23 protein-coding genes are annotated in these 24,268 nt (G+C 72.1%); 9 read left to right on the top strand and 14 right to left on the bottom strand.

Translation table 11 applies throughout. The annotated features are described in order from the left end of the window. The first annotated feature begins 23 nt into the window (after nucleotides 1-23). The gene (locus AC1DPN_RS14710; RefSeq protein WP_477085514.1) at nucleotides 24-1,478 is read left to right on the top strand and encodes a nitronate monooxygenase; all 1,455 of its coding nucleotides are present in this window, start codon (nucleotides 24-26) and stop codon (nucleotides 1,476-1,478) included. Nucleotides 1,479-1,571: 93 nt separating this feature from the next. Next, nucleotides 1,572-3,044 (top strand): glutamate synthase subunit beta, encoded by a 1,473-nt coding sequence (locus AC1DPN_RS14705; protein WP_477085513.1) that lies wholly within the window; start codon nucleotides 1,572-1,574, stop codon nucleotides 3,042-3,044. A gap of 11 nt (nucleotides 3,045-3,055) precedes the next feature. Here the strand turns inward: AC1DPN_RS14705 and AC1DPN_RS14700 are convergent, their stop codons facing one another. The 5 genes from AC1DPN_RS14700 to AC1DPN_RS14680 form a co-directional block, all read right to left on the bottom strand. Continuing rightward, nucleotides 3,056-4,477: a glycosyltransferase family 2 protein gene (locus AC1DPN_RS14700; protein ID WP_477085512.1), complete on the bottom strand. Its 1,422-nt coding sequence runs from the start codon at nucleotides 4,475-4,477 to the stop codon at nucleotides 3,056-3,058. Then, entirely contained in the window at nucleotides 4,474-5,475 is a 1,002-nt protein-coding gene (locus AC1DPN_RS14695) for a HEAT repeat domain-containing protein (RefSeq protein WP_477085511.1), read from the bottom strand. The genes AC1DPN_RS14700 and AC1DPN_RS14695 overlap by 4 nt, the downstream gene beginning before the upstream one ends. 9 nt (nucleotides 5,476-5,484) lie before the next feature. Beyond that, entirely contained in the window at nucleotides 5,485-5,877 is a 393-nt protein-coding gene (locus tag AC1DPN_RS14690; protein WP_477085510.1) for a response regulator transcription factor, read from the bottom strand. Then, the gene (locus AC1DPN_RS14685; RefSeq protein ID WP_477085509.1) at nucleotides 5,874-7,955 is read right to left on the bottom strand and encodes a sensor histidine kinase; all 2,082 of its coding nucleotides are present in this window, start codon (nucleotides 7,953-7,955) and stop codon (nucleotides 5,874-5,876) included. The genes AC1DPN_RS14690 and AC1DPN_RS14685 overlap by 4 nt, the downstream gene beginning before the upstream one ends. 107 nt (nucleotides 7,956-8,062) lie before the next feature. Beyond that, complete coding sequence (locus AC1DPN_RS14680) at nucleotides 8,063-9,223, bottom strand: hypothetical protein (RefSeq protein ID WP_477085508.1); 1,161 nt, start codon at nucleotides 9,221-9,223, stop codon at nucleotides 8,063-8,065. 208 nt (nucleotides 9,224-9,431) lie between these two features. On the opposite strand from AC1DPN_RS14680, the gene AC1DPN_RS14675 reads away from it, so the two are divergent. The 4 genes from AC1DPN_RS14675 to AC1DPN_RS14660 are packed head-to-tail and all read left to right on the top strand — an operon-like array spanning nucleotide 9,432 to nucleotide 11,956. Next, a complete protein-coding gene (locus AC1DPN_RS14675; RefSeq protein WP_477085507.1) occupies nucleotides 9,432-9,899 on the top strand; it encodes a phage tail protein in 468 nt (155 codons plus the stop codon). A 23-nt stretch (nucleotides 9,900-9,922) separates the two neighbouring features. Then, on the top strand, nucleotides 9,923-10,630 hold the full coding sequence (locus AC1DPN_RS14670; protein WP_477085506.1) for a histidine phosphatase family protein: 708 nt from the start codon (nucleotides 9,923-9,925) through the stop codon (nucleotides 10,628-10,630). A gap of 10 nt (nucleotides 10,631-10,640) precedes the next feature. Beyond that, nucleotides 10,641-11,186 (top strand): DUF3090 domain-containing protein, encoded by a 546-nt coding sequence (locus AC1DPN_RS14665; RefSeq protein WP_477085505.1) that lies wholly within the window; start codon nucleotides 10,641-10,643, stop codon nucleotides 11,184-11,186. Then, entirely contained in the window at nucleotides 11,183-11,956 is a 774-nt protein-coding gene (locus tag AC1DPN_RS14660) for an SCO1664 family protein (RefSeq protein WP_477085504.1), read from the top strand. The genes AC1DPN_RS14665 and AC1DPN_RS14660 overlap by 4 nt, the downstream gene beginning before the upstream one ends. A gap of 3 nt (nucleotides 11,957-11,959) precedes the next feature. On the opposite strand, the gene AC1DPN_RS14655 is transcribed toward AC1DPN_RS14660, so the two are convergent. After that, nucleotides 11,960-13,960, bottom strand: coding sequence for a vWA domain-containing protein (locus AC1DPN_RS14655; RefSeq protein ID WP_477085503.1), 2,001 nt, complete (start codon nucleotides 13,958-13,960; stop codon nucleotides 11,960-11,962). Further along, nucleotides 13,953-15,338 carry a MoxR family ATPase gene (locus AC1DPN_RS14650; protein WP_477085502.1) on the bottom strand — a complete coding sequence of 462 codons (1,386 nt, stop codon included), beginning with the start codon at nucleotides 15,336-15,338 and terminating at the stop codon, nucleotides 13,953-13,955. Before AC1DPN_RS14650 ends, AC1DPN_RS14655 begins: the two co-directional genes overlap by 8 nt. An 88-nt stretch (nucleotides 15,339-15,426) precedes the next feature. Between AC1DPN_RS14650 and AC1DPN_RS14645 the strand changes: the two genes are divergently transcribed. After that, a complete protein-coding gene (locus AC1DPN_RS14645; protein WP_477085501.1) occupies nucleotides 15,427-17,094 on the top strand; it encodes a phospholipase D family protein in 1,668 nt (555 codons plus the stop codon). 87 nt (nucleotides 17,095-17,181) lie between these two features. After that, complete coding sequence (locus AC1DPN_RS14640; RefSeq protein WP_477085500.1) at nucleotides 17,182-17,655, top strand: hypothetical protein; 474 nt, start codon at nucleotides 17,182-17,184, stop codon at nucleotides 17,653-17,655. Nucleotides 17,656-17,733: 78 nt separating this feature from the next. Here the strand turns inward: AC1DPN_RS14640 and AC1DPN_RS14635 are convergent, their stop codons facing one another. The 6 genes from AC1DPN_RS14635 to AC1DPN_RS14610 form a co-directional block, all read right to left on the bottom strand. After that, nucleotides 17,734-18,192, bottom strand: coding sequence for a hypothetical protein (locus AC1DPN_RS14635; RefSeq protein ID WP_477085499.1), 459 nt, complete (start codon nucleotides 18,190-18,192; stop codon nucleotides 17,734-17,736). Between the two features lie 219 nt (nucleotides 18,193-18,411). After that, complete coding sequence (locus AC1DPN_RS14630) at nucleotides 18,412-19,308, bottom strand: SDR family oxidoreductase (RefSeq protein ID WP_477085498.1); 897 nt, start codon at nucleotides 19,306-19,308, stop codon at nucleotides 18,412-18,414. 100 nt (nucleotides 19,309-19,408) lie between these two features. After that, nucleotides 19,409-20,431: an FtsX-like permease family protein gene (locus tag AC1DPN_RS14625; protein ID WP_477085497.1), complete on the bottom strand. Its 1,023-nt coding sequence runs from the start codon at nucleotides 20,429-20,431 to the stop codon at nucleotides 19,409-19,411. Continuing rightward, complete coding sequence (locus AC1DPN_RS14620; RefSeq protein ID WP_477085496.1) at nucleotides 20,428-21,144, bottom strand: CDP-alcohol phosphatidyltransferase family protein; 717 nt, start codon at nucleotides 21,142-21,144, stop codon at nucleotides 20,428-20,430. The genes AC1DPN_RS14625 and AC1DPN_RS14620 overlap by 4 nt, the downstream gene beginning before the upstream one ends. A gap of 1 nt (nucleotide 21,145) precedes the next feature. Next, a complete protein-coding gene (locus AC1DPN_RS14615) occupies nucleotides 21,146-21,733 on the bottom strand; it encodes a phosphatidylserine decarboxylase (protein ID WP_477085495.1) in 588 nt (195 codons plus the stop codon). Further along, nucleotides 21,730-22,386: an ABC transporter ATP-binding protein gene (locus AC1DPN_RS14610; protein ID WP_477085494.1), complete on the bottom strand. Its 657-nt coding sequence runs from the start codon at nucleotides 22,384-22,386 to the stop codon at nucleotides 21,730-21,732. Before AC1DPN_RS14610 ends, AC1DPN_RS14615 begins: the two co-directional genes overlap by 4 nt. 81 nt (nucleotides 22,387-22,467) lie before the next feature. Between AC1DPN_RS14610 and AC1DPN_RS14605 the strand changes: the two genes are divergently transcribed. Continuing rightward, a complete protein-coding gene (locus AC1DPN_RS14605; protein ID WP_477085493.1) occupies nucleotides 22,468-23,745 on the top strand; it encodes a cytochrome P450 in 1,278 nt (425 codons plus the stop codon). A gap of 33 nt (nucleotides 23,746-23,778) precedes the next feature. On the opposite strand, the gene AC1DPN_RS14600 is transcribed toward AC1DPN_RS14605, so the two are convergent. Beyond that, the gene (locus tag AC1DPN_RS14600) at nucleotides 23,779-24,264 is read right to left on the bottom strand and encodes a hypothetical protein (RefSeq protein ID WP_477085492.1); all 486 of its coding nucleotides are present in this window, start codon (nucleotides 24,262-24,264) and stop codon (nucleotides 23,779-23,781) included. Nucleotides 24,265-24,268 lie beyond the last annotated feature (4 nt).

Here is a 24,268-nt window from a genome sequence, read left to right as displayed (position 1 = left end):
TCCCCATAGGTCTGGAGAGCACGATGACGACGACAACCCCGCCCATGACGGCGCTGCGACGAGCGCTCCCGACGATCATCCAGGGCGGGATGGGTGTCGCCGTCTCGTCCTGGCGTCTCGCGTCGGCCGTCGCGCGGCGTGGGCAGCTCGGCGTCGTGTCGGGCACCGCGCTGGACCTGGTTCTCGCTCGCCGGCTCGAGGACGGCGACCTCGACGGATCGGTCCGCCGTGCGATGGCCGCGTTCCCGGTGCGGGCGGTCGTCGAGCGCGTCCTCAAGAGGCACCTGCGCCCCGGCGGACGGGCTGAGGGCGTCGCGTACACCCCGGTGCAGCGGCTCAGCATGCGTCCCGGTCGGGCCGTCCAGGAGCTGACCGTCCTCGGCAACTTCGTCGAGGTGTGGCTGGCCAAGGAGGGCCACGACGGCCGCGTCGGCATCAACTACCTGCAGAAGATCCAGATGGCGATGCCCGCCGCGGCCTACGGCGCGATGCTCGCCGGGGTCGACGTCGTGCTCGTGGGCGCGGGGATCCCGCGCCACCTGCCGCATCTCCTCGACGACCTCGCGGCCCACCGCCCGACCCGCCTGCCCGTCGACGTCGTCGGCGACTCGTCCGGCGACCACGCGGTGGAGATCGACCCGCCCGACCTCCTCGGCCCCGGTCTGCCGCCGCTCGAGCGGCCGGTGTTCCTCGCGATCGTCTCCAGCGAGGTCCTCGCCGGCTACCTCACGCGCGACCCCGCGATCCGGCCCGACGGCTTCGTCATCGAGGGACACCTCGCCGGAGGTCACAACGCCCCGCCGCGCGGCCGACCGGTGCGCGACGAGCGCGGCCAGCCCGTGTTCGGGCCGAGAGACCAGGCGGACCTCGGCAAGGTCGCGGCCGTGGGTCTGCCGTTCTGGCTCGCCGGCTCGCTGGGCACCCCCGAGGCCGTGCGTGCCGCGGTCGCTGCTGGCGCGACCGGCGTCCAGGTCGGGACGGTCTTCGCGCTGAGCACCGACTCGGGCATGACCCAGGCCCTGCGCGACCAGGTCATGGCCGCTCTGCACGCGGGCGAGCTCGAGGTCCTCACCGACGCGGACGCCTCCCCCACCGGCTTCCCGTTCAAGGTCGCGCAGCTCCCCGGAACGCTCTCTGACCCCGCGCTCCGCGAAGCCCGACCTCGCCTGTGCGACCTCGGCTTCCTGCGCTCGCCCTACCTCAAGGACGACGGCCGCGTCGGGTTCCGCTGCCCGGCAGAGCCCGTCGAGATGTTCGTCCGCAAGGGCGGGACCGTCGAGGAGGCCGCGGGCCGCGTGTGCCTGTGCAACGCGTTGTCGGCCGATGTCGGCCTCGGCCAGACCCGGCCCGACGGGCGCCCCGAGGAGCCCATGGTGACCCTCGGCGCCGACCTCACCGGCGCGAACCGGCTTGCCGAGCTCCATCCCGACGGATGGTCTGCCGACCAGGTGCTGGACTGGCTCCTCGCCCCCGCGTGAGGGGCGCGTCCTCGGACGATCGGCCGAGGGGGACGTCTCGAAAGGGACCTAGGACCGTATGTCCGTCCGGAGGTCGCCGATACAGTCCCGACCATGGCCGACCCCCGGGGCTTCCTGCGAACCCGTGACCGCGAGCTCCCGTCCGACCGGGCCGTGCCCGTGCGCATCCAGGACTGGAACGAGATCCACCACCATCCGGTCGGCGACGAGCCGGCACTGGAGTCGCTGCACCGCCAGGCCGGGCGGTGCATGGACTGCGGCGTGCCGTTCTGCCACCACGCGTGCCCGCTGGGCAACCTCATGCCGGAGTGGAACGACCTGACGTGGCGCGCGAAGTGGGCGGATGCATCCGACCGGCTGCACCTCACGAACAACTTCCCGGAGATGACCGGGCGACTGTGCCCGGCGCCCTGCGAGGCCGCGTGCGTGCTGGGGATCAACCAGCCGCCCGTGACGATCAAGCACGTCGAGCTGTCCATCGTGGAGGAGGCTTTCAGCCGGGGCCTCGTGCACCCCGAGGTGATCGACCGGCACACCGGGTGCACCGTCGCGGTGGTCGGATCGGGGCCTGCTGGGCTCGCCGCCGCGCAACAGCTCACGCGCGCGGGGCACACCGTCACCGTGTTCGAGCGGGCGGACGCCCCGGGCGGGCTGCTGCGGTACGGCATCCCCGAGTACAAGCTCCCGGCGGCGGTCGTCGAGCGGCGCCTCGACGTCATGCGCGCCGAGGGGACGGTGTTCCGCTGTGGCGTCGACGTCGGGGGCGACATCACCGGCGACTCCCTGCGGGCCAGCTTCGACGCCGTCGTCGTGACCACGGGCTCGACGCTCCCGCGCGACCTGCCCGTGCCCGGCCGTGACCTGCGGGGCGTGATGCCCGCGATGGACTACCTCGTCCCCGCGAACCACGCGGCGCTGGGCGAGCCGGTACCCGAGGCTCCGGTGGCGACCGGCCTCGACATCGTCGTCATCGGCGGCGGCGACACCGGCGCGGACTGCGTCGGGACCGCCGTCCGCCAGGGCGCCCGCTCCATCACCCAGCTCGAGATCCTCGCCGAGCCGTCGCGCGACCGCCCGGTCGAGCAGCCGTGGCCGACGTACCCGACGATCTTCCGCGTCTCGTCCTCGCACGAGGAGGGTGGCGAGCGGGTGTTCGCCGTGAGCACGCTGACGCTCCTCGGCGACGACGACGGTCGCGTCGAGGGCTTGCAGATCGTCGACGTCGAGCAGGTCGGTGGACGGTTCGAGCCGGTCGCCGGCACGGAGCGGGTGCTTCCGGCGCAGCTCGTCGTGCTGGCGCTCGGCTTCGTCGGGCCGGAGCGTGAGGGGCTCGGCGAGCAGCTCGGGCTCGCGACGGACGGGCGCGGCTCGTTCGTCCGCGGGGACGACTTCGCGACGACGACCCCCGGGGTGTTCGTCGCGGGCGACTGCGGGCGCGGTCAGTCCCTGGTCGTGTGGGCGATCGCCGAGGGGCGATCGACGGCCGCCTCCGTCGACCGGTTCCTCACAGGGCGCTCCGAGCTGCCGTCCCCGATCAGCGCGAGCACCATGGCCCTGCGCGCGTAGGACGGTCGCCGTCACTCCTCGTCGGCCGGCCGGGACAAACCTCGGCGCTTCTGCGCCCCCCACTCGGTCTTGCCGCGGGCGATGTCGACGTACCCGATGAACCGCCACGTGTTGTGCAGCTGGTGGAAGCCGATGCTCTCGAGCACCGTGTACGACAGCAGCCGCGCCACATCCCTACGGCTCTCGTAGCGTCCGTAGCCGACGAGCTCGATGGCCAGGGCCGCGGTCGAGAGCACCACGCCCATCCCGACGGAGACGAGCAGGAACGACGCGATGTAACCCGTCGTGACGATGCCGAACGCCCACAACCCCAGGCTGACGAGCACGCCCAGCAGAGCGAACACCGGGCTGAGGAACTCGAACACCGCGAAGTAGACGGTCGCCAGCAGACCGATCGGGCCGTACCGGGGATTGCCGATCATGACCCGGTGCCGCCGGAGCGACTCGAAGAGGCCGCGCTGCCAGCGGCGCCTCTGCCGCCCGAGCGTGGCGAAGTCCTCGGGGACCTCTGTCCAGCAGACGGCGTCGTCGACGAACACGACCTTGTACGGCTCACCGCGCTCCCGCAGGTACCTGTGCAGGCGCAGCGTGAGCTCGAGGTCCTCACCGACGGTGTCGGTCCACAGTCCCCCGACGGTCTGCAGCAGCGCACGGTCGTAGATGCCGAACGCGCCGCTGATGAGCCCCAGCGCGTGCATGCGGCCCCACCCGATGCGCGAGACCAGGAACGAACGGATGTACTCCAGGGTCTGGATTGTCGCCAGCCGGCTGTGGCTGAGGCCCACCGACACGACCTGACCGTGCTCGATCCGGCAGCCGTTCGCCGCACGGACCGTCCCGCCCGCCGCGACCACCGCCTCGGGATCGTCCAGGAGCGGTTTGGCGATGCGCAGGAGCGCGTCGTGCTCGAGCAGGGAGTCCGCGTCGATCATGCAGACGTACGGGTGTCGAGCCGCGTTGACCCCCGCGTTGACGGCGTCCGAACGACCGGCGTTCTCCTTGTCGAGTACCAGCAGCTCCGGATGGGTCCGCGAGGCGTACGCGGCCCGGATGCGCGCAGTCGGGATCCCGTCGCGCAGGGCCTGACGCACCGGCGCGAGGTCGAACGCCGCGACCAGCGCCGCGATGGTGCCGTCGCTCGATCCGTCGTTGACGACGATGACCTCGTGCTGCGGGTAGCGCAGAGCAAGCAGCGACCGGACGCTCTCGACGATCCCCGCTTCCTCGTTGTACGCGGGGACGAGCACCGAGATCCCAGGCGTGAGCGGTGAGGCGAACACCTCGTCGAGGCCCAGGTAGCGACGGCGCCAGATGGTGTGTCGCAGCTCGTTCCACGCAAGGCCGGTCAGCAGCAGGTACAGGACGTCGAGGATCACGAAGTACACGAACGACACGATGGAGAACGCGACCAGCGCCAGCTCGAGCGGCGTCACAGGGCCAACCTGTCCGCAGCCTCGCGCAGGTGCGGCCCCGCGGCGGGGTCAGCCGCCGAGCTCCGCACGAGCCCGGGGTCGATCCGGGACAGCGCCCTGCTGGCCTCCGAGGCCGCGTCGAACTCGTCGTGGCGTGCGACCTCGAGCAGGGCGGTCGCGGCCGACTCCCCGCCGATCTGACCGAGGGCGTGGGCGGCGGCGGCACGCACGAACGGCACCCGGTCCCGCAGTACGTCGATCAGCTCGTCTCGTCCGGCGGCGCCACCGAGTCGGCCCAGCGCGGACGCGGAGGCGCGCCGGACCTCCGCGGACGTGTCGCGCAGCCCCGCCAGGAGAGCGTCGGCGGCGGTCGCGGAGCCCAGCAGCCCGACCAGGTCCGTGACGTGGGCGCGAAAGTGCGGGTCCGGATGGTCGAGCAGCGTCAACAGGTCAGGCACGGCGGGGGCGCCGATCTCGAGCAGCGCCGCACCGGTCACCGTTCGCGGCACACGCTTCGCGAGGGACGCGTCGACGAGGGGTGCGACTGCGGCGGTGGCTCCCAGTCGTCCCAGACCTCTGGCCGCTGCCGCTCGGACGTCCGCGCTGCGATCCTCCAGTGCGCGCAGCAGGTCCGGGACCGCCCGCGCCGAGGCCATGTCGCCCAGGTCGAACGCCGACCTCACCCGACGCCGCACCCGGCGGCTCCTCAACCTGTGGCACGCCTCGTCCACCGCACCGGACGCCTCGAAGTACGCCCCGATCCGTGCGTCGTCGTCTCCGCGCAGGGTCCGCGAGTAGCGCACCAGCAGCTCGGCGAACACCCGCGCCTCGGCGCCGGCCAAGGAGGGAGGCTCGACGTCCGGGGTGTCCACCAGCTCGATCGCGAGGGGCCGCAGCTCGTCGGCCATGGCGCGCCGACGCCGGTCTCGCGCACGCCACCGGGTGCGGTCGAGGATCAGGCCCAGCACCAGCGCCACGCCGACCACGGCAAGAAGCAGGATGACTGCGCCGAGGGTCACGACGCGTGCCTACCGGCGACCGAGGATGGCCTGCACCCGCGAGCGCAGCTCCTGCGGGCTGAACGGCTTGCGCACGTAGTCGTCGGCTCCGGCGTCGAAGCCGCGCTGGACGTCCCCGTCCTGCACCTTGGCCGTCAGCAGGATGATGGGCATCCGGGCGGTCGCCTCGTCGGCACGGAGCGCGCGCGTGACCTCGTAGCCATCCATCTTCGGCATCCGCACGTCCAGCACGGCCAGGTCAGGGACGCGCTCCCGGGCCACCTGCAGCGCCTCCGCACCGTCCCGGGCGCGCACGACCGTGTAGCCGGAGCGCTCCAGGCGGAACGCGATCAGCTGGAGGATGTCCTCGTCGTCGTCGGCGATCAGGATCACCGGCTGGGGCGACGACGCGTCCGCGCTCACTGCGCGGGCTCGCTGTCTGACCGGTGTGCGGCGGGTGCGTGGACCGGCAGCTCGACCGTGATCGTCGTGCCGGCGTCTTCGGTGCTCGTCACCCCGATCCGCCCGTCGTGGACCTCCACGATGGACTTCACGATGCTGAGCCCGAGTCCCGTGCCGTCGACCGCACCGACCGTCGAGGCTCGGAAGAACCTCTCGAACAGCCGGTCGATCTCTCCCTGCGGTATGCCGATCCCGGTGTCAGCGATCTGGGCGATCACCAGGTCCTCCGTTCCGCTCAAGGTCACCTCTATGGTGCCGCCTGCGGGCGTGAACTTGACCGCGTTCGAGATCACGTTGTCGAACATCTGGATGAGCCGGGTCTGGTCGGCCCACAAGGGCGGGAGATCGTCCGGCGCCGTCAGCTCGATCGTCACCCCTCCATGCTCCGCCCGAGGTCGGGCTGAGTCCACGCTCGCCCTGGCGACCTCGGCCAGGTCCACCCAGCTGCGTTCCAGCGACAGCCGTCCCGCGTCGACCCGGGAGACGAACAGGATGTCGTCGATGATCCGGTTCAGGCGCCGGCTGTTGCGGTCGATGACCTCGACGAACATCTGCTGCTCCTCGTTGAGGGCTCCGAACTCGGGATCCAGGAGCATCTCGGCGTACCCACCGATCGACGTCAGCGGGGTGCGCAGCTCGTGCGAGACCGAGCTCACGAGCTGGTCCTTCATGCGGTCGAGCTCGCGCAGCTGCGCGTTCTGCTCCGCGAGGCTCTCCGCGGTCGCCTGCTCGGCGGCGAGGAGCCCGTCGCGCTCCAACGCCAGCGACAGACCGCGCGCGACGGTGACGAGCGCGTCACGCGTCCCCTGCTCGGCGGTCAGCCGCTCGTCGGCCAGCACACTCGCGACCACCTTGCTGTCCACGACGACCCGCGCGGTGAAGAGGCCACGCTCGTCAGCAGGGTCCGGCCCGGCCTCGACCACCTGCGCGTTTCCTCCCGGGACGAGCTCGTCGACCGCGCTCCGGGCGGCCGCGTAGAGCTCCTCGCGCCCGGCACGGAACAGCAGCTCGGCGCCGAAGCGGCTCAGGGCGGCTTCCCGCTCGGCGGCAAGGAGCGTCTGCCCGACGAGGTCCACGAAGCGGGTGACGACCAGCGCGGCGACCGCCACCAGGGCGAGGAGCGTGATCCAGACGTAGCCGGCGTTCCCCGTCAGCGCCTGGATGGCGAGGACCACGACCGGGACCAGGCTGATCAGGTACAGCGAGACGACCCGGCGCACGCTGTAGCGCGGCAGGGTCACCTCGCCGGACTCGGCGGTCAGCGCGGTCATCGACGGGTGCAGGCCGGCCAGCCCCAGCGTGAGCACGCCGCCGAGCAGGAGCGCGTCCGCGAGGCGCTGGTCGCCGTCGGAGGTGTAGAGCCCCTGCACGCTGTACACGACGTCGCCGACGAGGATGAGGGCGAAGCCCGCGGTGAGGAGCCGCAACGCGAGTGGCCGCCAGCTGGTGGACAGCAGGAACCGGACCGCCACGGCAACGAGCAGCACGTCGGCGAGCGGGTAGGCACTGGCGAAGATCGCCGCCGCCAGGGACAGGTCCGGATCCTCGATGTACCGCGAGGTGATCAGCAGCAGGGCGAACAGCGTCGCGCTGATCGTGACGATCCCGGCGTCGATGAACGTGCCCCGCTTGCCCTCCCGGAACCCGACCCTGCTGGCGACCAGCAGTCCCGCCGCGAACAGGGGGTACGCCGCGAGGTAGAAGACGTCGGCCGCCGACGGGAACGACCGCGCGCCCTGCACATGAAGAACGCCGACGATGAAGTCCGCGACCGTGAACGAGGCGATCCCCCCGGCGATCAGAAGCCACGCGACAGGCGCTCGTGGCCGGTACCGCCGGACCCCGTAGACGATCGCGACGGCGGCCGCAGCGTCGGCGATCGGGTACAGCACCAGGCCGCGCAGGGCCACGTGCTCGCTCGGGACGAGCATGTACGCCGACCACAGGGCGATGGCGCACATCGCAGCCGCACGCCACAGGCGGGCGTCCGCTCGATGCCTGGTCTCGGCCGTCGCGGGGTCGGGCCTCAGGGTGGCCACGCCACGATGCTCCCACGCGGCTGCCACGGCGCTGCGGACCGACGAGCCACGAGAACTGCTCCAGCACAGGCGTCAAGGCGCTGATCAGAGCGTGGCTCGCGGAAGACCTACGCCGCGTCCTTCGTCGCCATGAGGTCTCCCGCGCTCTTGTCGGCGAAGGTCGTGATCGCCTGCTGGGCCGAGCCGAAGACGACCGCGAGGGCGAGCAGCTGCGACACGTCCCTCGTCTGCGTCGTCGCGACGAGACCGCCGGCCACGAGCATCACCCCGACCACCGCGAGCAGCGGCCCGACCGCCAGCTTCAGCAGCCGCTGCTGGATCGGCAGGCGGTACGGAAGCCCGCCGGATCGTGCGCGGATCGTCGTCGGCACCGCGGTGACGAACGCGCCGAGGGCCCCGGCCAGCATGACGAACGAGAGCAGAACCCACGGCGCACCCGTGAAGCCGTCCGGCGCCGGGACCAGCTGCACGCTGGGCACCCGCGACTGCACGACAAGCAGCACGAGGATCGACGCGACGGTGAGAATCGTGATCCCGAGCATCGCGTTCCTGAGCCGACGGGCGGCCTCGTGGAACGCGTCCGACGCTGCGTGGGACTGCCCGAGCAGGTCACGCAGACCGCCTCGGAACTCGTCGAGATCCTTGGGCGGTGTGCGCAACCACCCCACCGCCCGGACGAGCAGCCGGTTGTCGTGGGGCAGGAACTGCTCCGCCTCCGCGATGATCCCGCGAAGGCTCCCCTCGAGGTCCCCGCGCGACCGGTACATGACGAGCGCGCGATCCACCTCGTGCAGCGTCTGCCAGACCGTCTCGATCCGGGCGCCCGTGAACCACTCGCGCGGCCCCTGCGCGCGCTCCGGCCCGTGGCCCGCGTAGCTGCCGCTCCCGACCAGCAACCGGTCGACATCATCGAGATTCCGCTGGAGCATGCGGGCGACCTCGTCGGGGATGTCGTCCCGGAACTCCTGCAGCCGGCACACCAGCTCCCGTCGGCGCATCTCCGGCTTGGCCTGCCACGACGCGATCCCCTTGAACGGCGGCTGTGCCGGCCGGTCGTGCGCGGCTCCCGACTGCGGCGTTGCGGCGCTCTGCGGACGCGGGCGCACCGGCGTCGGGACGTGTGTCGCCACCTCTTCCCGGTCCAGCCCGGCCGCGGACGCTGCGACGATCACCGCCGGCGTCGGGCCGATCCCGGTCCGCCCGCCCGCTGCCGTCTGGGCAGCGGTCGCGTTCTTCGCATCGTTCTGCGTCTCCGTCGAGATCGACATCGTGCTCTCCCCACGCGTTGCGTGAACCCCCGCCCGGCGATCGACGCCGTAGCTCCCGTGAAGGGAGGACCCGCGGGACCCGCTTCCGATACACACTCGCGACGAAAGGAAGCCGCACTCGTGAACGAGCGGGCGATGTCGCAAGGGGCCGGCCCGTGGACGTCGGCGGCTAGTCTCCCTGTGTCAGATCCGCGCTGGGAGGGTTCACGTGTCGTACGTCGTCGACTTCACCGAGGTGTCCACCACAGGGTTGGAGTCGTCTCTCGTGCCGGACGCGCTCGCCGGCCTGCGAGCCAACGAGGCGCGCTACTTCAAGAACAAGTTCGACCACACGTTCACCGTCGAGCCCGCCAGCGAGGCGACCGAGACGGTCGACTGGATCCACGGCATCCTCAAGGACGAGCGCGACCTCGTGATCTCGTCCCGCCCCCTCGAGGCGACGTCGTTCGTCGTCGACGGGACCCGGATGGCCTACGTGTTCTACGAGTCGGGGCTGTCCATCAACGTGATGTACGGCCTCGAGGACGGCACCAAGCGTGCTGTCGGGTTCAAGCTGTCCGACGGCATGGACGTGCCCGAGGAGCTCGCGGCGGCGGGGTTCAAGTTCGCCAGGCAGAAGTCCAAGCTCGCCGGCACGATCCGCGGCTCGTACTTCGTCATCAAGCACGAGCACTAGGCGGCCCTGCCTAGGCTCCACCCATGGCCACAGTCATCCTCGTCCGGCACGGTCGGAGCACGGCGAACGTCACGGGGATCCTGGCCGGTCGGACCGCCGGGGTCGACCTCGACGAGGTCGGGCGTACCCAGGCTGCGCGAGCAGGGCAACGTCTCGCCGACGTGCCGCTGGTCGCGGTGGTCTCGAGCCCGCTCGAGCGATGCCAGCAGACCGCGATGGCCATCGTGGAGTGCCAGGCCGAGCCGCGGCCCGTGCAGACCGAGCCGGAGATCGTCGAGGCCGACTACGGGCAGTGGCAGGGTCGCCCGCTGCGCGAGCTCGCCCAGGAGCCGCTGTGGTCGGTGGTGCAGACCAAGCCGTCCGAGGCCGTGTTCCCGGGAGGCGAGTCGATGGCCGCCATGCAGGCGCGGTCGGTGGCGGCGATCCGACGGCACGACGCGGCACTCGAGGCCGAGCACGGAGCCGGTGCGGTGTGGGTCGCGGTCACGCACGGCGACATCATCGCGACCGTCCTCGCGGACGCACTGGGCATGCACCTCGACCTCTTCCAGCGCATCGCCGTCAACCCGGGATCGCTCTCGATCATCCGGTACGGCACCACCCGCCCCGGCGTGCTGGCCACCAACACGGACTCGGGCGACCTCTCCTGGCTGCGCGCTGCCGCTCCGGGCGGCGACGCGCCGGTCGGCGGCGGGGCCGGTCCCGAGGCGGCTGCCGAGGCCACCTCGTAAGGTGAGCGACGTGCCGACTCTTGTCCACCTGTTCGACTGGCCCGACCGTGTCGTCGTCGGCACCGTCGGGCGCCCGGGTTCGCGAAGCTTCTACCTTCAGGTGCGCGACGGCGCTCGCCGGACGAGCGTCGGCCTGGAGAAGGAGCAGTCGGCGGTCCTCGCCGAGAAGATCGACGAGATCCTGGACGAGCTGATGACCGACGAGGGGAACCCGTTCAGCGTCCCCGCCGATACCCCGGTCGAGCTCGTCGACAACGATCCGCTCGACCAGCCTGTCGAGGAGGAGTTCCGCGCGGGGTTGATGCGCCTGGGCTGGGATCCCTCGACCGCGCAGGTCGTCGTCGAGGCGTTCCCGCTCGACGAGACCGGCGACGCCGACGACGAACCCGAGCCGGAACCGAGCGAGATGCTCGTGGTCCGGATGCCGGTGGGCACCGCACGGGCGTTCGTCCAGCGCACGCGGCAGGTCGTCCTGTCAGGCCGGCCGCTGTGTCCGCTGTGCGGGCAGCCGATGGACGACGACAGGCACGAGTGCGGCGCGATCACGCAGCTGTGACGGGCGGCGAGGTCGACGTCGTCGCCGGTGAGCTCGAGCTCGTCGGGCGGATCACCGTCGCCTCGAACGCGACGTTCCTCGCCTCGGTCGGCGGGGTCCAGGTCGTCTACAAGCCCGTCGCCGGCGAGAAGCCGCTCTGGGACTTCCCGAACGGGACGCTGGCGAACCGCGAGGTGGCCGCCTACCTGGTCTCGGAGGCGTTCGGGTGGCAGATCGTGCCGCTCACGTTCCTCCGCGACGGCCCGCTCGGGCCGGGCATGGTGCAGCTCTGGCAGGAGCCCGACGCCCAGCAGGACCCGGTCGACGTCGTCCCGGCGGCTGGCGTGCCGCGCACCGGGTGGCGCGCCGTCTTCCAGGGCATCGACGACGACGACCGGCCGCTGACGCTGATCCACGAGGACTCCCCCGCGCTGCGCCGGATGGCCGTCTTCGACGTCGTCGTGAACAACGCCGACCGCAAGGGCGGCCACATCCTCCCGACGGAGCACGGCCACCGCTACGGCGTCGACCATGGCGTCAGCTTCCACGTCGAGCACAAGCTGCGGACGGTCCTGTGGGGCTGGCGCGGCGAGCCGCTGGAGCCCGACGAGTCCGACGGCGTCTCACGTGTGCGCGCACGCCTGGACGGCGACCTCGGTCAGCGCCTGTCCGAGCTGCTCAGCGAGCTGGAGCTCGCAGCGCTGGCGGCCCGCTGCGACCGGTTGCTCCGGAAGGGCACGTTCCCCGGGCCCCGGGGCCAGATGCCCGCGTTCCCGTGGCCGTTCTTCTGAGCCTCACCAGTCGTCGTCGCGACCCCATCCCCCGAACGCGCCGTTGCGGCGCGAGCTCAGGTACGAGCCGAGGACCGCAGCGCCGAGATCGTCGTCCGCCTCGGGCGTGACGACGGTGCCGCCCGCGCGCTTGGCCATGGCGTCGACGAAGCGCGCGAGGCCCGGGTCGTCGCCGAGTCGGAAGAACGTCGTCCGCGCTCCCAGGCGCGCGGAGCCGTCGAGCTCGCGCACCGCCAGGGCGATCGTCACGGGGTCGGGCGGGTAGTCGAAGAAGACCTCACCGTTGGACTCCAGGTGGGAGGTCGGCTCGCCGTCGGTGACGATGAGGAGCACGGGTTGGGCCCTCGGGTGCTTGCGGAAGTGGCGGTTGGCGAGCAGGAGCGCGTGGTGCAGGTTCGTGCCCTTCTCCCACTGCGCGTCGAGCCCGACGAGCTGCTCGATCTGCATGACCGACGCGCTGCGTCCGAAGCCGATCAGCTGCAGGTCGTCGCCGCGGAACCGGCTCGTGACCAGGGTGTGCAGCGCGAGCGCGGTGCGCTTCATCGGCACCCAGCGACCCTCCATCGCCATCGAGAACGAGGTGTCGACGAGCAACGCCACGCACGCCTGCGTCCGCGCCTCCGTCTCCTGGATCTCGACGTCGTCGATGTGGATCGTGACTGGCCCGGGCGCCCCGCGGACCAGCGCGTTGGTGATCGTGCGGCTCACGTCCCACGGCTCGGTGTCGCCGAACGCCCACTCCCGGGTGGATCCCGACGGCTCGCCTGCGACGCCCGAGCGGCGGACCTCGTGGCCGCCCTGGCGCCCCGACATCGTGTCGGCGACCGCTCTGAGGACGGCCTTGCCGAGCTGGCGCATCGCCTTGGGCGTCAGCGTGAGCTGGCCGTCCGAGCCGCGCCGCATCGTGCCGGAGTCCTTGAGAGCCTGCTCCAGCCGCTGCAGGGTGCGGGCGTCCACGACCGCGTCGGACCCGAGCTGGCGCGCCAGCTTGTCCAGGTCCAGGTCGTCCAGCTGAGAGCCCTCGTAGGACTGTGCGAGCTGGTCCGCGAGCGCGTCGAGGTCGGCGAGGTCCTGGAAGACGCCCGTGCCGTCGCCGAGCCCGAGCCCGTTCTCGCCGTCCATCCGTTCCGAGCCGCCCCAGTTCTCGCCGGGTCGCAGGGAGCGCAGGCTGTCGTCGAGCTGGCTGAGCTCGTCGATGAGGTCCGACGAACCGAACGCCTGCTGCGCGAGCGCGTCGAGCTCCTCGCGCTGCTCGCGCGTCATCGAGTTCCGCATGCGCTGAGCCGCGGCGGCCCGCTGCGCCAAGGCGTCGAGCAGCTCGTCGAGGTTCGTCGGCTGCTCGGGGAAGTACTCGCCGTGCTTCGCCATGAAGTCGTCGAACTGCTCCTGGGTGTCCTCGCCCCTCTTCCGGGCGTCGAGCAGACCGTTGAGGTCCGCCAGCAGCTCTCGCATGGCGGCCCGGTCGTCGTCGCTCGCGTTCTCCAGCGCCTGCTTGATGCCGGCGAAGCGCTGGTCGAGAACCTCCCGGCCGAGCAGGTCCTTGATCTTCTCGAACTCCTGCCGCGCCTCGCTGCTGCGCCAGTCGTAGCCGTTGAGCTCGTCGACCGCGCCCGCAGGAGACGACGGGAGGTTGTCGAGCTGCATCTGGGCCAGGGCGCGATCGCCCTCGTCCATGTCGACATCGCGTGCGAGCTGCTTGCGCTCGGCCAGGACCGCCCGGTCGAGGAGCTCCTTGACCTCCTGCAGCGTGCCGTCGAGGTTGTTCCCCTTCGTCAGCTCACGCCGTCGCTCGGCGACTCGTCGTGCCAGCTCGTCGAGACCCTGTTGGTCCCGGCCCCCGCGACGCAGGAACTCGCGCATCGCCCGCTCCGGCGAGTAGCCCGCCATGACGTCCGCGCCGATCGCGTCGAGCGCCTCGGCCAGGTCGACCGGCGGCGCGAGCGGGTCGGGCCCGTCGACGTACGGGGTGTACCGCTTGGTGAGTCGGCGGTTGGGCCTAGCCATAGATCGTCTCGCCGCCCCCAGACTCCTTGCTGATCCGACGAGCCAGGTACAGCCCTTCGAGCGCGAGCTCGATCGCGGCGGCCCGTTCGCCGTCGCTCGTCGCGCCGAGCCGTGCGCAGATCTCGTCGTACAGCTCCGACTCCCCGAGCGCCGGCAGGCCGGTCAGCACGTCGCGCGCGGCGACCTGTTCGCCGGTGGACACGATGGCTCCGCCCTGGATCGCACCCACGAGGACGCCGAAGTCGATGCCCCGGAAGTGCGCGCGGACGGTCTCCGCGGTGGCGCTGCGGAGCAGGTGCTCGAGGATCTCGTCCTCGCGGCCCTCCTCACCGGACTCGAACTCGATCTTGCCCGCCAGCACGTCGACCGCGGTCTCGAGATCCACCGGCCGCGCCACCGCGTGCTCCTCGCCCTGCCGTGCCGCACGGTGCAGCGCCGACGCGGCCACAGTCTCGGCGCCTGCGATGGCGAACCGGGCGCTCACCCCGCTTCGCTGGTCGACGGCGCTCGACTCCCGCAGCGCGCGTGTGAAGCGGGCGAGGATCTCGACCAGGTGATCCGGTACCTCCGCGACGAGCGCGGACTCCTGGCGGATCACCGCGATCTCGTCGGCCAGCTCCGTCGGGTAGTGGGTCCGGATCTCTGCCCCGAACCGGTCCTTCAGCGGCGTGATGATCCGCCCGCGGTTGGTGTAGTCCTCGGGGTTCGCGGTGGCCACGACGAGCACGTCGAGCGGCAGGCGCAGGACGTAGCCGCGGATCTGGATGTCGCGCTCCTCCATCACGTTGAGCATCGCGACCTGGATGCGCTCGGCGAGGTCGGGCAGCTCGTTGATCGCGACGATCCCCCGGTGCCCGCGCGGGACGAGGCCGAAGTGGATCGTCTCCGGGTCCCCGAGAGCGCGCCCCTCGGCCACCTTCATGGGGTCGACGTCGCCGATCAGGTCGGCGACGCTCGTGTCCGGAGTCGCGAGCTTCTCCACGTACCGCTCCTCCCGGCGACGCCACGCGATCGGAAGGTCGTCCCCCTCGTCCGCTGCGCGCCTTCGACTCGCGGCCGTGATCGGCTCGAACGGGTGCTCCCCGAGCTCGGAGCCCTCGATCACCGGCGACCACTCGTCGAGCAGCCCGACCAGGGTGCGCAGGATCCGCGTCTTGCCCTGGCCGCGCTCGCCGAGCAGCACGATGTCGTGCCCGGCGATCAGAGCCCGCTCGAGCTGCGGGACGACCGTGTCGTCGAAGCCGTGGATGCCCGGCCAAGGGTCACGGCCTGCCCGGAGCGCCGCGAGGAGGTTGGCGCGGATCTCGGCCCGCACCGACGTGTGCACATGCCCCGAAGCGCGGAGCTCGCCGACGGTTGCCACAGTTGGACGCATCATCCCGACGAGCGTACGTCCGGCTGGCGGAGATGCACCCGGGCGATCTCGCGCGTGGCCGCGACCCGCCACCTGTGGAAGTTTGGATCCCGTGCACCGCCACGCACGTCCCGCGCACCGCCTCACGTCGCACCTGCGTCGCACGACCGGGTCCGGGGTGAACCTGCAGGCGATCGCCGGAGGGCGGTCCGAGCTCGGCTGGTTCCTCACCGCGGAGCAGCGCGGCAACGACGTGACCCGGATCCGGCCGTGGACCGACGGCAACGAGGTGCGACCGCTCGTGCACGGCGCGACGTACTTCGCAGTCGTCGCCGAGACCTTGGCCCAGGCGGGTCAGGGCGATCTGGTGCTCTTCAGCGACTGGCGCGGCGATCCCGACGAGCAACTCACCGACGGTGGCGCAACCGTCACGCAGGCGCTCTCGGCCGCTGTCCGCCGCGGCGCGCTCGTCAAGGGGCTGATGTGGCGTTCGCACCTGGACCGGTTCCGGTTCTCGAGCGAGGAGAACCGCAGCCTCTCCGACAGCGTGAACGACGTCGGAGGCGAGGTGCTGCTCGACCAGCGCGTGCGCGCGGTCGGCAGCCACCACCAGAAGTTCGTGGTCATCCGCCACCGGGAGACGCCGGCGAACGACGTCGCCCTCCTCGGCGGGATCGACCTGGCGCACGGCCGGCGCGACGACGCCGACCACCGCGGAGATCCCCAGGGCCTGCCGTTCGCCCATCAGTACGGCCCCCGCCCGCCGTGGCACGACGTCCACGTCCAGATCCGCGGCCCCGCCGTCCGCGACATCGAGGACGTGTTCCGGGAGCGGTGGGAGGACCCAGCCGCCCTGTCCAGGCTCCCGTGGCAGGCGGTTCCGGACATCGTGCGCGGCGAGGACCGACAACCGAGCGTGCTGCCACCCGTGTCTCCGGACCCGCCCGATGCCGGCACCTGTGCGGTCCAGCTCCTGCGCACCTACCCCCAACGCCGGCCCGGCTACCCGTTCGCGCCCGCCGGCGAGCGCAGCGCCGCCCGTGGGTACGCGAAGGCGCTCCGGCGAGCCCGGCGCCTGGTCTACGTCGAGGACCAGTACCTCTGGTCGGCCGACGTCGCGCGGGTGTTCGCCGCTGCCCTCCGTCGCGAGCCCGGCCTGCACCTCGTCGTGGTCGTCCCCAGGTTCCCGGACCAGGACGGCCGGCTCGGCCTGCCGCCCGTGCGCCTCGGCCACGCGCGGGCCCTGCAGATCGTGCGCGCCGCGGGCGGCGACCGCGTCCAGGTCCTCGACGTCGAGAACCACGACGGCGAACCCGTGTACGTGCACGCGAAGGTGTGCGTGATCGACGACGTGTGGGCCACCGTCGGGAGCGACAACTTCAACCGTCGGTCGTGGACGCACGACTCCGAGCTCACCGCAGCGATCCTCGACGAGCGCCTGGACGGACGCGAGCCCCGCGATCCCGGGGGCCTCGGTGACGGCGCACGGAGCTTCGCGCGCGAGCTCCGGCTCGAGCTGTGGCGCGAGCACCTCGACCGCGACGACGACGAGGGGCTGATCGATCCCGCCGACGCGATCGAGGCCCTGCGTGCGAGCGCGGCGGCGCTCGACGCGTGGCACGCCGGCGGACGTTCAGGCCCGCGTCCGCCCGGCCGGCTGCGGGCTCACACGGCCGTGCAACTGCCGCTGTGGCAGCGCCTGCTCGCGGCTCCGGCGTACCACGCCATCGTGGATCCCGACGGGCGGCCGCGGTGGATGAAGGTGCGCGGGCAGCACTGAACGCTGGACTCCTGCGGCGCTAGCGCCCCGACCACGGCTCGAGCACGACCCGTTCCGTGCCGGTCCAGCGATCCGTAGCCTGAGCTGGTGGACACGTCGGCATCCGTGACCCTGGTCGTCGGCCTCTTCGGCGTGGTCGTGGGCGCGCTGCTCAGCCACTGGTTGTCCGTACGGGCGCAGCGGAAGGCGTGGCTTCGGGAGCGGCGCTACGAGCTGTACGTCGAGGCCGTGCCCGTGCTTCAGCGGGCCGAGACAGAGCTGCTTCGGAAGGTGCCGACGGACGACTCGGCGGCAGGCGAAGTGCGCTTCCTCCTGCTGCGCGTCAAGGTGCTGTGCTCACCCGGCACGGTCGAGAGAGTCGCCGCCGTGGACCGGCGGCTGTCGAAGTCCGCGCCTCCGTGGTACCTGGACGAGGAGCAACGCGCGCAGTACCGCCGGCCACAACCCAGGGGATACCTCAGTGCCACCCACGGCCTCATCGGCAAGGCGCTCGTGGCGCTCGAGAGCGACGTGCTGGGAGTTCGGGCACCGGACGAGCGCTCCGGTCAGTCCGGACAGTGACGGCTCATCCTCTGTCGTGCGGGCGGAACTCCGTCGGGCTCCTGCCGTGGATCCGTCCAAGCTGAGGGCCTCGGAGACCTACTTGCCGTGCGAGGTCTTCGGCTTCGCCTCGGCCTTGGCAGCCGCCTTGTCGGCGCGGCGCTCGTCGTTGCGCTGGTGCGCAGCCTCGGAGATCGCCTGACCGTCCACGCCGCCGTCGTGCGCCTGCTCCGAGACCCACGCACCGAAGTTGTCAGCCTTCGCCCCGTCGCCGGCCTCGTCGTCGTCCGCGACCTCCGCGGCATCCTCTTCCGAGTCGTCGGCAGGCTCCGCGGCGTCGTCGGTAGGTGCGGTCGGCTCGGCCGTCGGTTCGACGGTCGGTTCCACAGTCGGCTCACCGGTCGGCGCGACGACGACCTGGTCGCCACCGTCGTCGTTCGCCCCGTCCGCAACCGCCGGGACGGCCGCTGCGACAGCCAGCGCAGCGGCGGCGATGCCGACGCCTACCTTCGCGCCGATGCTGAGGCGCCCGAACCTGGCCCGCGGGCTGCTTCCCATGACGACTCCTCGTTCGGGGCCGCGCGGACCGTCCGGCTGACGGCGCAGCGAGCCGTTGATACCTCTCGATCATCGACGCGTGCGGACCCCGGCAGTAGTCCTGTCACCCGATCGCCTGGAAGGGCGCGACCGACCATCGACGCCTCCCTCGTCCCTCTCCCGGATCGCGCCGAGGTACTCCGTGCCCCGAGCACTGGATGCGGCGCAGCGTCGTCACTGTCAGGGCACGTTCGCGCCGCCGTTGACGTTGATGACCTCTCCCACGACGAAGCTGGACTCTGGCGAGGCGAGGAACACGTAGGCGGGAGCCTGCTCGACCGGCTGACTCGTCCGGCCCAGCCACGACGACTCGCCGAAGCCGTTCAGCTTCTCCGTGGGTTGCCCGTCCGAGACCTGCAGCGGCGTCCACACCGGCCCCGGCGCGACGGCGTTCACGCGGATACCCCGCGGCGCGAGGTCGGCGGCCAGGGCCTTGGTGAAGCCGATGATGGCGAACTTGGTCGACGCGTAGTTGATGATCATCGGCGACGGGTTGTACCCCTGCACCGACGTGCTGTTGATGATCGTGGAACCGGGCGGCAGGTGCGGCAGGGCGTCGCGCGTGATCCAGAACATCGCGTACAGGTTCGTCTGGATCGTGCGGTCCAGGTCGTCCTCGTCCAGCTCGTCGAACGACTGGTGGTACACCTGGTGCGCCGCGTTGTTGACGAGGATGTCGAGCCCACCGAGACCCTCCACCGCGTCGGCGACCATCGACCGGCAGAACGCGCGGTCCCGGATGTCCCCCGGCAGCAGCACCGCCGTGCGACCGGCCGCGCGCACGTGCTCCGCGATCGCCTCGGCGTCCACCTGCTCCTCCGGCAGGTAGCTCAGCGCCACGTCCGCACCCTCGCGCGCGAACGCGATCGCCACCGCCGCCCCGATGCCCGAGTCGCCGCCGGTGATGAGCGCCTTGCGCCCCGGGAGACGACCCGTTCCCCGGTAGGTGGTCTCGCCGTGGTCTGCCTGGGGGTCGAGCTCCGCGTCGAGCCCCGGCACCGGCTGCCACGAGGCGTGCGGCTTGATGTGCGAGTGGCGCTCGACCGGGTTGTCGAACGTGAGCTGGTCGGGCGACATCGTGCTCTCCTTCGCGGGATCGGGCAGGACACCCAGTCGCCCCCAGAGCGTCATCGGTCCCGTGCCGAGACATTACCCACCGGCTCCCCCGGGCTGACCTTCAGGCGTTCGCGAACGCCAGCGCGGGATCTGTCACGACGACCTGGTGCAGGCTCGCGGAGGCGGCGACCATGCCGATCACGACGCCGACCCCCAGCGCGACCACGCACTGCGCGAACGTGACGCTCACCGGCAACGGGAACGCGGGGACCAGCAGCACGGCGGCGACGACCGCCGTCGCGGCGGCGAGGCCCGCCAGGAGCACACCCTCGAGCGCGACCCCACCGACGAGCCGCCACGTGGGCACGCCGATCGACTTGAGGACCGCGACGTCGCGCCGACGGTCGAGGCCGGACACGTAACAGACGAACGCGACGATCCCCGCGGCGACCAGCCACAGCAGCGCGGACAGGAGCGCCAGGGTCCGGGTCGCGACGGCCAGAGGGCGCCGCATGTCGTCGCGGACCTCGGTGGGCGTCATGGTCGTCAGGCCGTCGGCGACCGCGGGTGTCCCGCGCACGACGAACGCACCCGCGAGGTCGCGTCCGTCGAACGCGATCTCCTGCCCCTGCTCGAGGGTCACGACGACGGTCGGGGTGCCCCCGTTGTACGTCAGGCCACGCAGCCTGCCGACGACGACCACCGGGTGCCCGCCGAGCGTGAACGACTCTCCGACCCGGGCGCCGACGGTCTCGTCGACGGCGGCCTCACCGGCCCGCACGGGCGCCCTGCCCTGGACGGTGAGCGGGGCGACCACTCCACCGGGGCGATAGGCGATCACGTTCACGTCGGTCGGACCGCTCGCCCGCTCGGCGACGTGCCGGAAGATCGCGACGGGCGTCGCGTCGTCGGGCCCGGCCGAGACGGGCACGGGCGAGTTCGTCGTGAACGGCCCCGCGACTCCCGTCGGCACCACCCAGGTGTCGCCGCCGAAGAACGCGACGGTCCGGGTCGTCTCGGCGAGGAACGCGTCGTGCACGGCACCGAGCAGCAGCGTCATCGCCAGGACCGAGGCGGTGGCCAGGACGCCGAGCACCGTCCGCCTGGCCCGCCAGCGCAGGTCGCGCACCGTCAGCCAGATCATGGGTCGACCTGCACCGAGACCACGGTCGTCTGGAGCCGCACGGTGTGCGCCACCGGAACGACGAGCAGCACCACGACGAGCCCGGCGATCGCCGGGCCGGTCATCGGGTAGAGGCCGAGCGCACCCCCGAGCCAGACGATCCAGCCCGCCGACGAGAGCGCGAGGGCGGCGCCGCGCTGTGCCGGGTAGTGGACGCTGCTGATCATCATCAGCCCCAGGGCCGCGAGCGCCAGCGCGGCGACCCAAGCGCTCGGTGCGAGGAATCCGAGCACGACGGCGCACGTGGCAGCGAGCGGCGACGGCAGGCCCGTGAAGTCCGACTGGTCGTGACGCACGGCAGCGAAGTCGGCCAGCCGCAACAGCGCGCCCGCCACGTACACGAGCGCTCCACCGACGAGGACCGGGCTGCCGCCACCGTCGCGGCCGACGAGCACCGACAGCGCGACCGCAGGTGCGACCCCGAAGGTGACGCAGTCCGCGAGGTTGTCGAGCTGCGCGCCGAGCACCGACCCGCCCCACCGCCGCGCGACCGGCCCGTCGACCGTGTCGAGGACCGTCGCGCAGACCAGCAGCACGGCCACGACCTGCAGGAGACGCTCCGTGCTCAGGACTGCCGCGTCCGTCGTCGCGACGAGCACGATCACCGCCGCGCCGCACAGCGCGTTGCCCAAGGTCAGGAAGTCGGCAGCGCTCGGGCGCACGATGCCGATCACGTCAGGCCGTCGCCAGCGTCGTGCGGCCGCCGGTCACCCGTTGGCCGACGTGCACCGCCGGCGCAATCCCCGCCGGTAGGAGCACGTCGACCCGCGACCCGAACCGGATCAGTCCGATCCGCTCCCCCTTGCCGACCTCCGCGCCCGCTCCGACGTACGGCACGATCCGCCGAGCGAGGACGCCGGCCAGCTGGGTCAGCACGACGGGCCCGTGGGGCGAGTCCAGGTCCCAATGGACCGCCTCGTTCTCGTGCGCGTCCGGCTGGAACGCGGGGACGTGCGCGCCGTCGCGATGGTGCCGGACACGGACGGTCGCCTCGCACGGGCTGCGGGTCACGTGCACGTCGAGCAGGTCGAGATACGTCGAAACGAGCCACCGTCCGTCGCGCTCCTCCACGCGGGTGACGCGCCCGTCAGCCGGGCAGACGAAGGGTGCCTCCGGGTCGTCGCCGCGTCGGTGCGGGTCCCGGAAGAAGAGCGTGCACGCGCCGGCGACCAGGAGCGCCGGCAGCCGGACCGCGTTCCGGCGGCTCACCACCGCGGCGACCCAGAGCAGCGCCAGCCACGGCGGTGCACCCCGCGCGATCATGCAGCCACGACGAACGGCGCAAGGTCGGTGACCGAGTCCGCGAGCGCGCTCACCCGGTCGTCATGGGTCGCGACGACGACGAGCCGTCCGCTGTTCGCGAGCCCGCGCAGCAGGTCGAGCACGACACCCACGTGATCGGCGTCGAGGTGCGCGGTCGGCTCGTCGACCAGAAGCAGGGGCGGATCGTGCACGAGCGCGCGGGCGAACGCGACCCGCTGCTTCTCCCCGCCGGAGAGGGTGCCAGGCCGGTGGTCCGCCCGGGCGGCGAGACCCAGCTCGTCGAGGAGGCGTGCCGCTGACGCTTGTGCGGCGCGCCGCGACGTTCCCGTCAGCACCAGCGGCGCCATCACGTTCTCCGCCGCTGTCAGGCTGGGGATCAGGTTGAACGCCTGGAACACGATGCCCACGATCTGGTGGCCCCTGATCGGCCGACCGCTGAGGGTGACCGTGCCGGTGGCCGGGGTCAGCTGGCCGGCGAGGACCGACAGGACGGTCGTCTTGCCGCACCCGCTCGGGCCCCGCAGAGCGACCAGCTCGCCGTACCGCGCCCGCAGGTCCACGCGCTCGAAGGGCCGGACCACCTCGCCGCCGGTCCGGTACTCCACGCTGAGGTCGCTCACGACCAGGTCGGCGCCCTCGCTCACGTTCGCCATGATGGCGCCACCCGGGTCCCGTTGGGAATGTTTCGTCCAGGTTTGGCCTGTTTTCCGCCCCGCCTGTGCGACGGTGAGCGCATGCTCGAGCGCGTCGCGACCGCCACCCGGCGGCAGCTGCTGGGCCTCGCCGTCCGCGCCCGCGGCGGCAACGGCTCGCTGCTCGCCTCATTGCCGGAGGCGACGCTGGCACCCCTGCGCCGCGACGGCCTCGACCCGCTGCCGTCGCTCGGCGCCCTGCGGGACCGGTCGCCGGTGAGCTCTCTGCGACTCCCGCTGGGTCTGCGGGGGTGGCTGGTCTCGGGGTACGACGAGGCCCGCGCCGTCCTGTCGGACACGACCTCGTTCAGCAACGACTACTCGCACGTGGTCGGGGCCGTCGGCGCGTCCCCCGCGCGCGACCCCGGCGGCCTGGGCATGGCCGACGCGCCCGACCACACGCGCCTGCGCCGGCTCCTGACTCCGGAGTTCACGGGCCACCGCCTCGCCCAGTTCCAGTCCCGGATCGACGAGATCGTCGACGAGCAGCTCGACGTGATGGCGGCCGCGGCCGACGACGAGGGCATCACCGACCTGGCCGAGCACCTCGCGTGGCCCGTCCCGACGCGGGTGATCACCGAGCTCCTGGGCGTCGACGCCTCCGAGCACACCGCCCTCGCCGCCCTGAGCGCGGCCCGGTTCGACGCGACGGCCGGCGCCGGCGGGGCTCTCGGAGCGATCTCCACCTCGGTGGACGCCCTGGTCGGCGTCGTCCAGCGGCACCGCTCGGACCCCGGCCCCGGGTTGCTCGGCCGACTGGTCCGCAGCTCCGACCTGACCGACGTGGAGCTCGCCGGCCTGTGCGACGGCGTCCTCACGGGCGGCCTGGAGACGTCGGCCGCGATGCTCGCGCTGGGCACGGTGGTGCTCCTGCGCGACCCGTTGATGTACCGCGAGGTGGGCCAGTCGGACACGGTCTGCGCGGCGACCGTCGAGGAGCTGCTCCGCTACCTCACCGTCGTCCAGGTCGCGTTCCCCCGCTTCGCCGTCGCAGACGTGACGGTCGGCGAGCGACGCATCCGCGCGGGCGACGTCGTGCTCGTGTCACTGTCCCTGGCCGACCGCGACCCGCGGACCGCCGACTCGTCCTCGCTCGACGACGTCGACCCGCACCGCCATCTCCCACCGCACCTCGCCTTCGGGTACGGGGTCCACCGCTGCGTCGGTGCCGAGCTCGCCCGGATGGAGCTGCGCTCGGCCTACGGGCGTCTGTCCCGCCGCTTCCCGGAGATGCGCCTCGCCGTCCCCGAGGCCGACCTCGAGTACCGGCAGCTCTCGCTGGTCTTCGGCGTCGCGACCGTGCCCGTCGTGCTGGGCTGACGGGAGCACTCGCCGCGCCGTCAAGCCGAGACCTCAGGTGTCGATCGCCTCGATGTTCGCGCGGCTCTCGGTGGCGAGGATCAAGGAGGTCCAGCCGTCGGTCCCGCGGAGCCGGCGCACGGATGCGTCGGTCACGACGTACCGCCCGACGAAGCGATGGGTGACGACGTACGTCTCGTCGGCCCACTCGCCGCAGACCTCACCGGTGGCCGCGAGGTCCAGGCTGCGGTGCCTCGTCCCGGTCACGTGGACAGCCGCGGTGGCCGGCTCGCACTCACCGGGCGCCGGAAGGCTGCCGTCCGAGCTGGAGAGCCGGGCCGTGTAGGCACCGTCGAACGGCACGCCGGTGACCGTGCCGTTCAGGCGAGCGGTCCCGTCGGCGTCGAGCACGTACGAGCCGACGTCGGCTCCGCGGAGGTCGATACCGGGCCGCGGCGAGGCCGAAGCCGGGGTGGCAGCGACGAGCGCGAGCAGGACGGTGCCGATCAGCGCGGCGGCAGTCGTGGTCTTGGGGTACATCGTC

It is taken from the genome of Cellulomonas sp. P4_H4 (assembly GCF_056400865.1).
The sequence above is the reverse complement of the archived record's forward strand: the minus strand, read 5'-3'. Positions and strand labels throughout refer to the sequence as shown.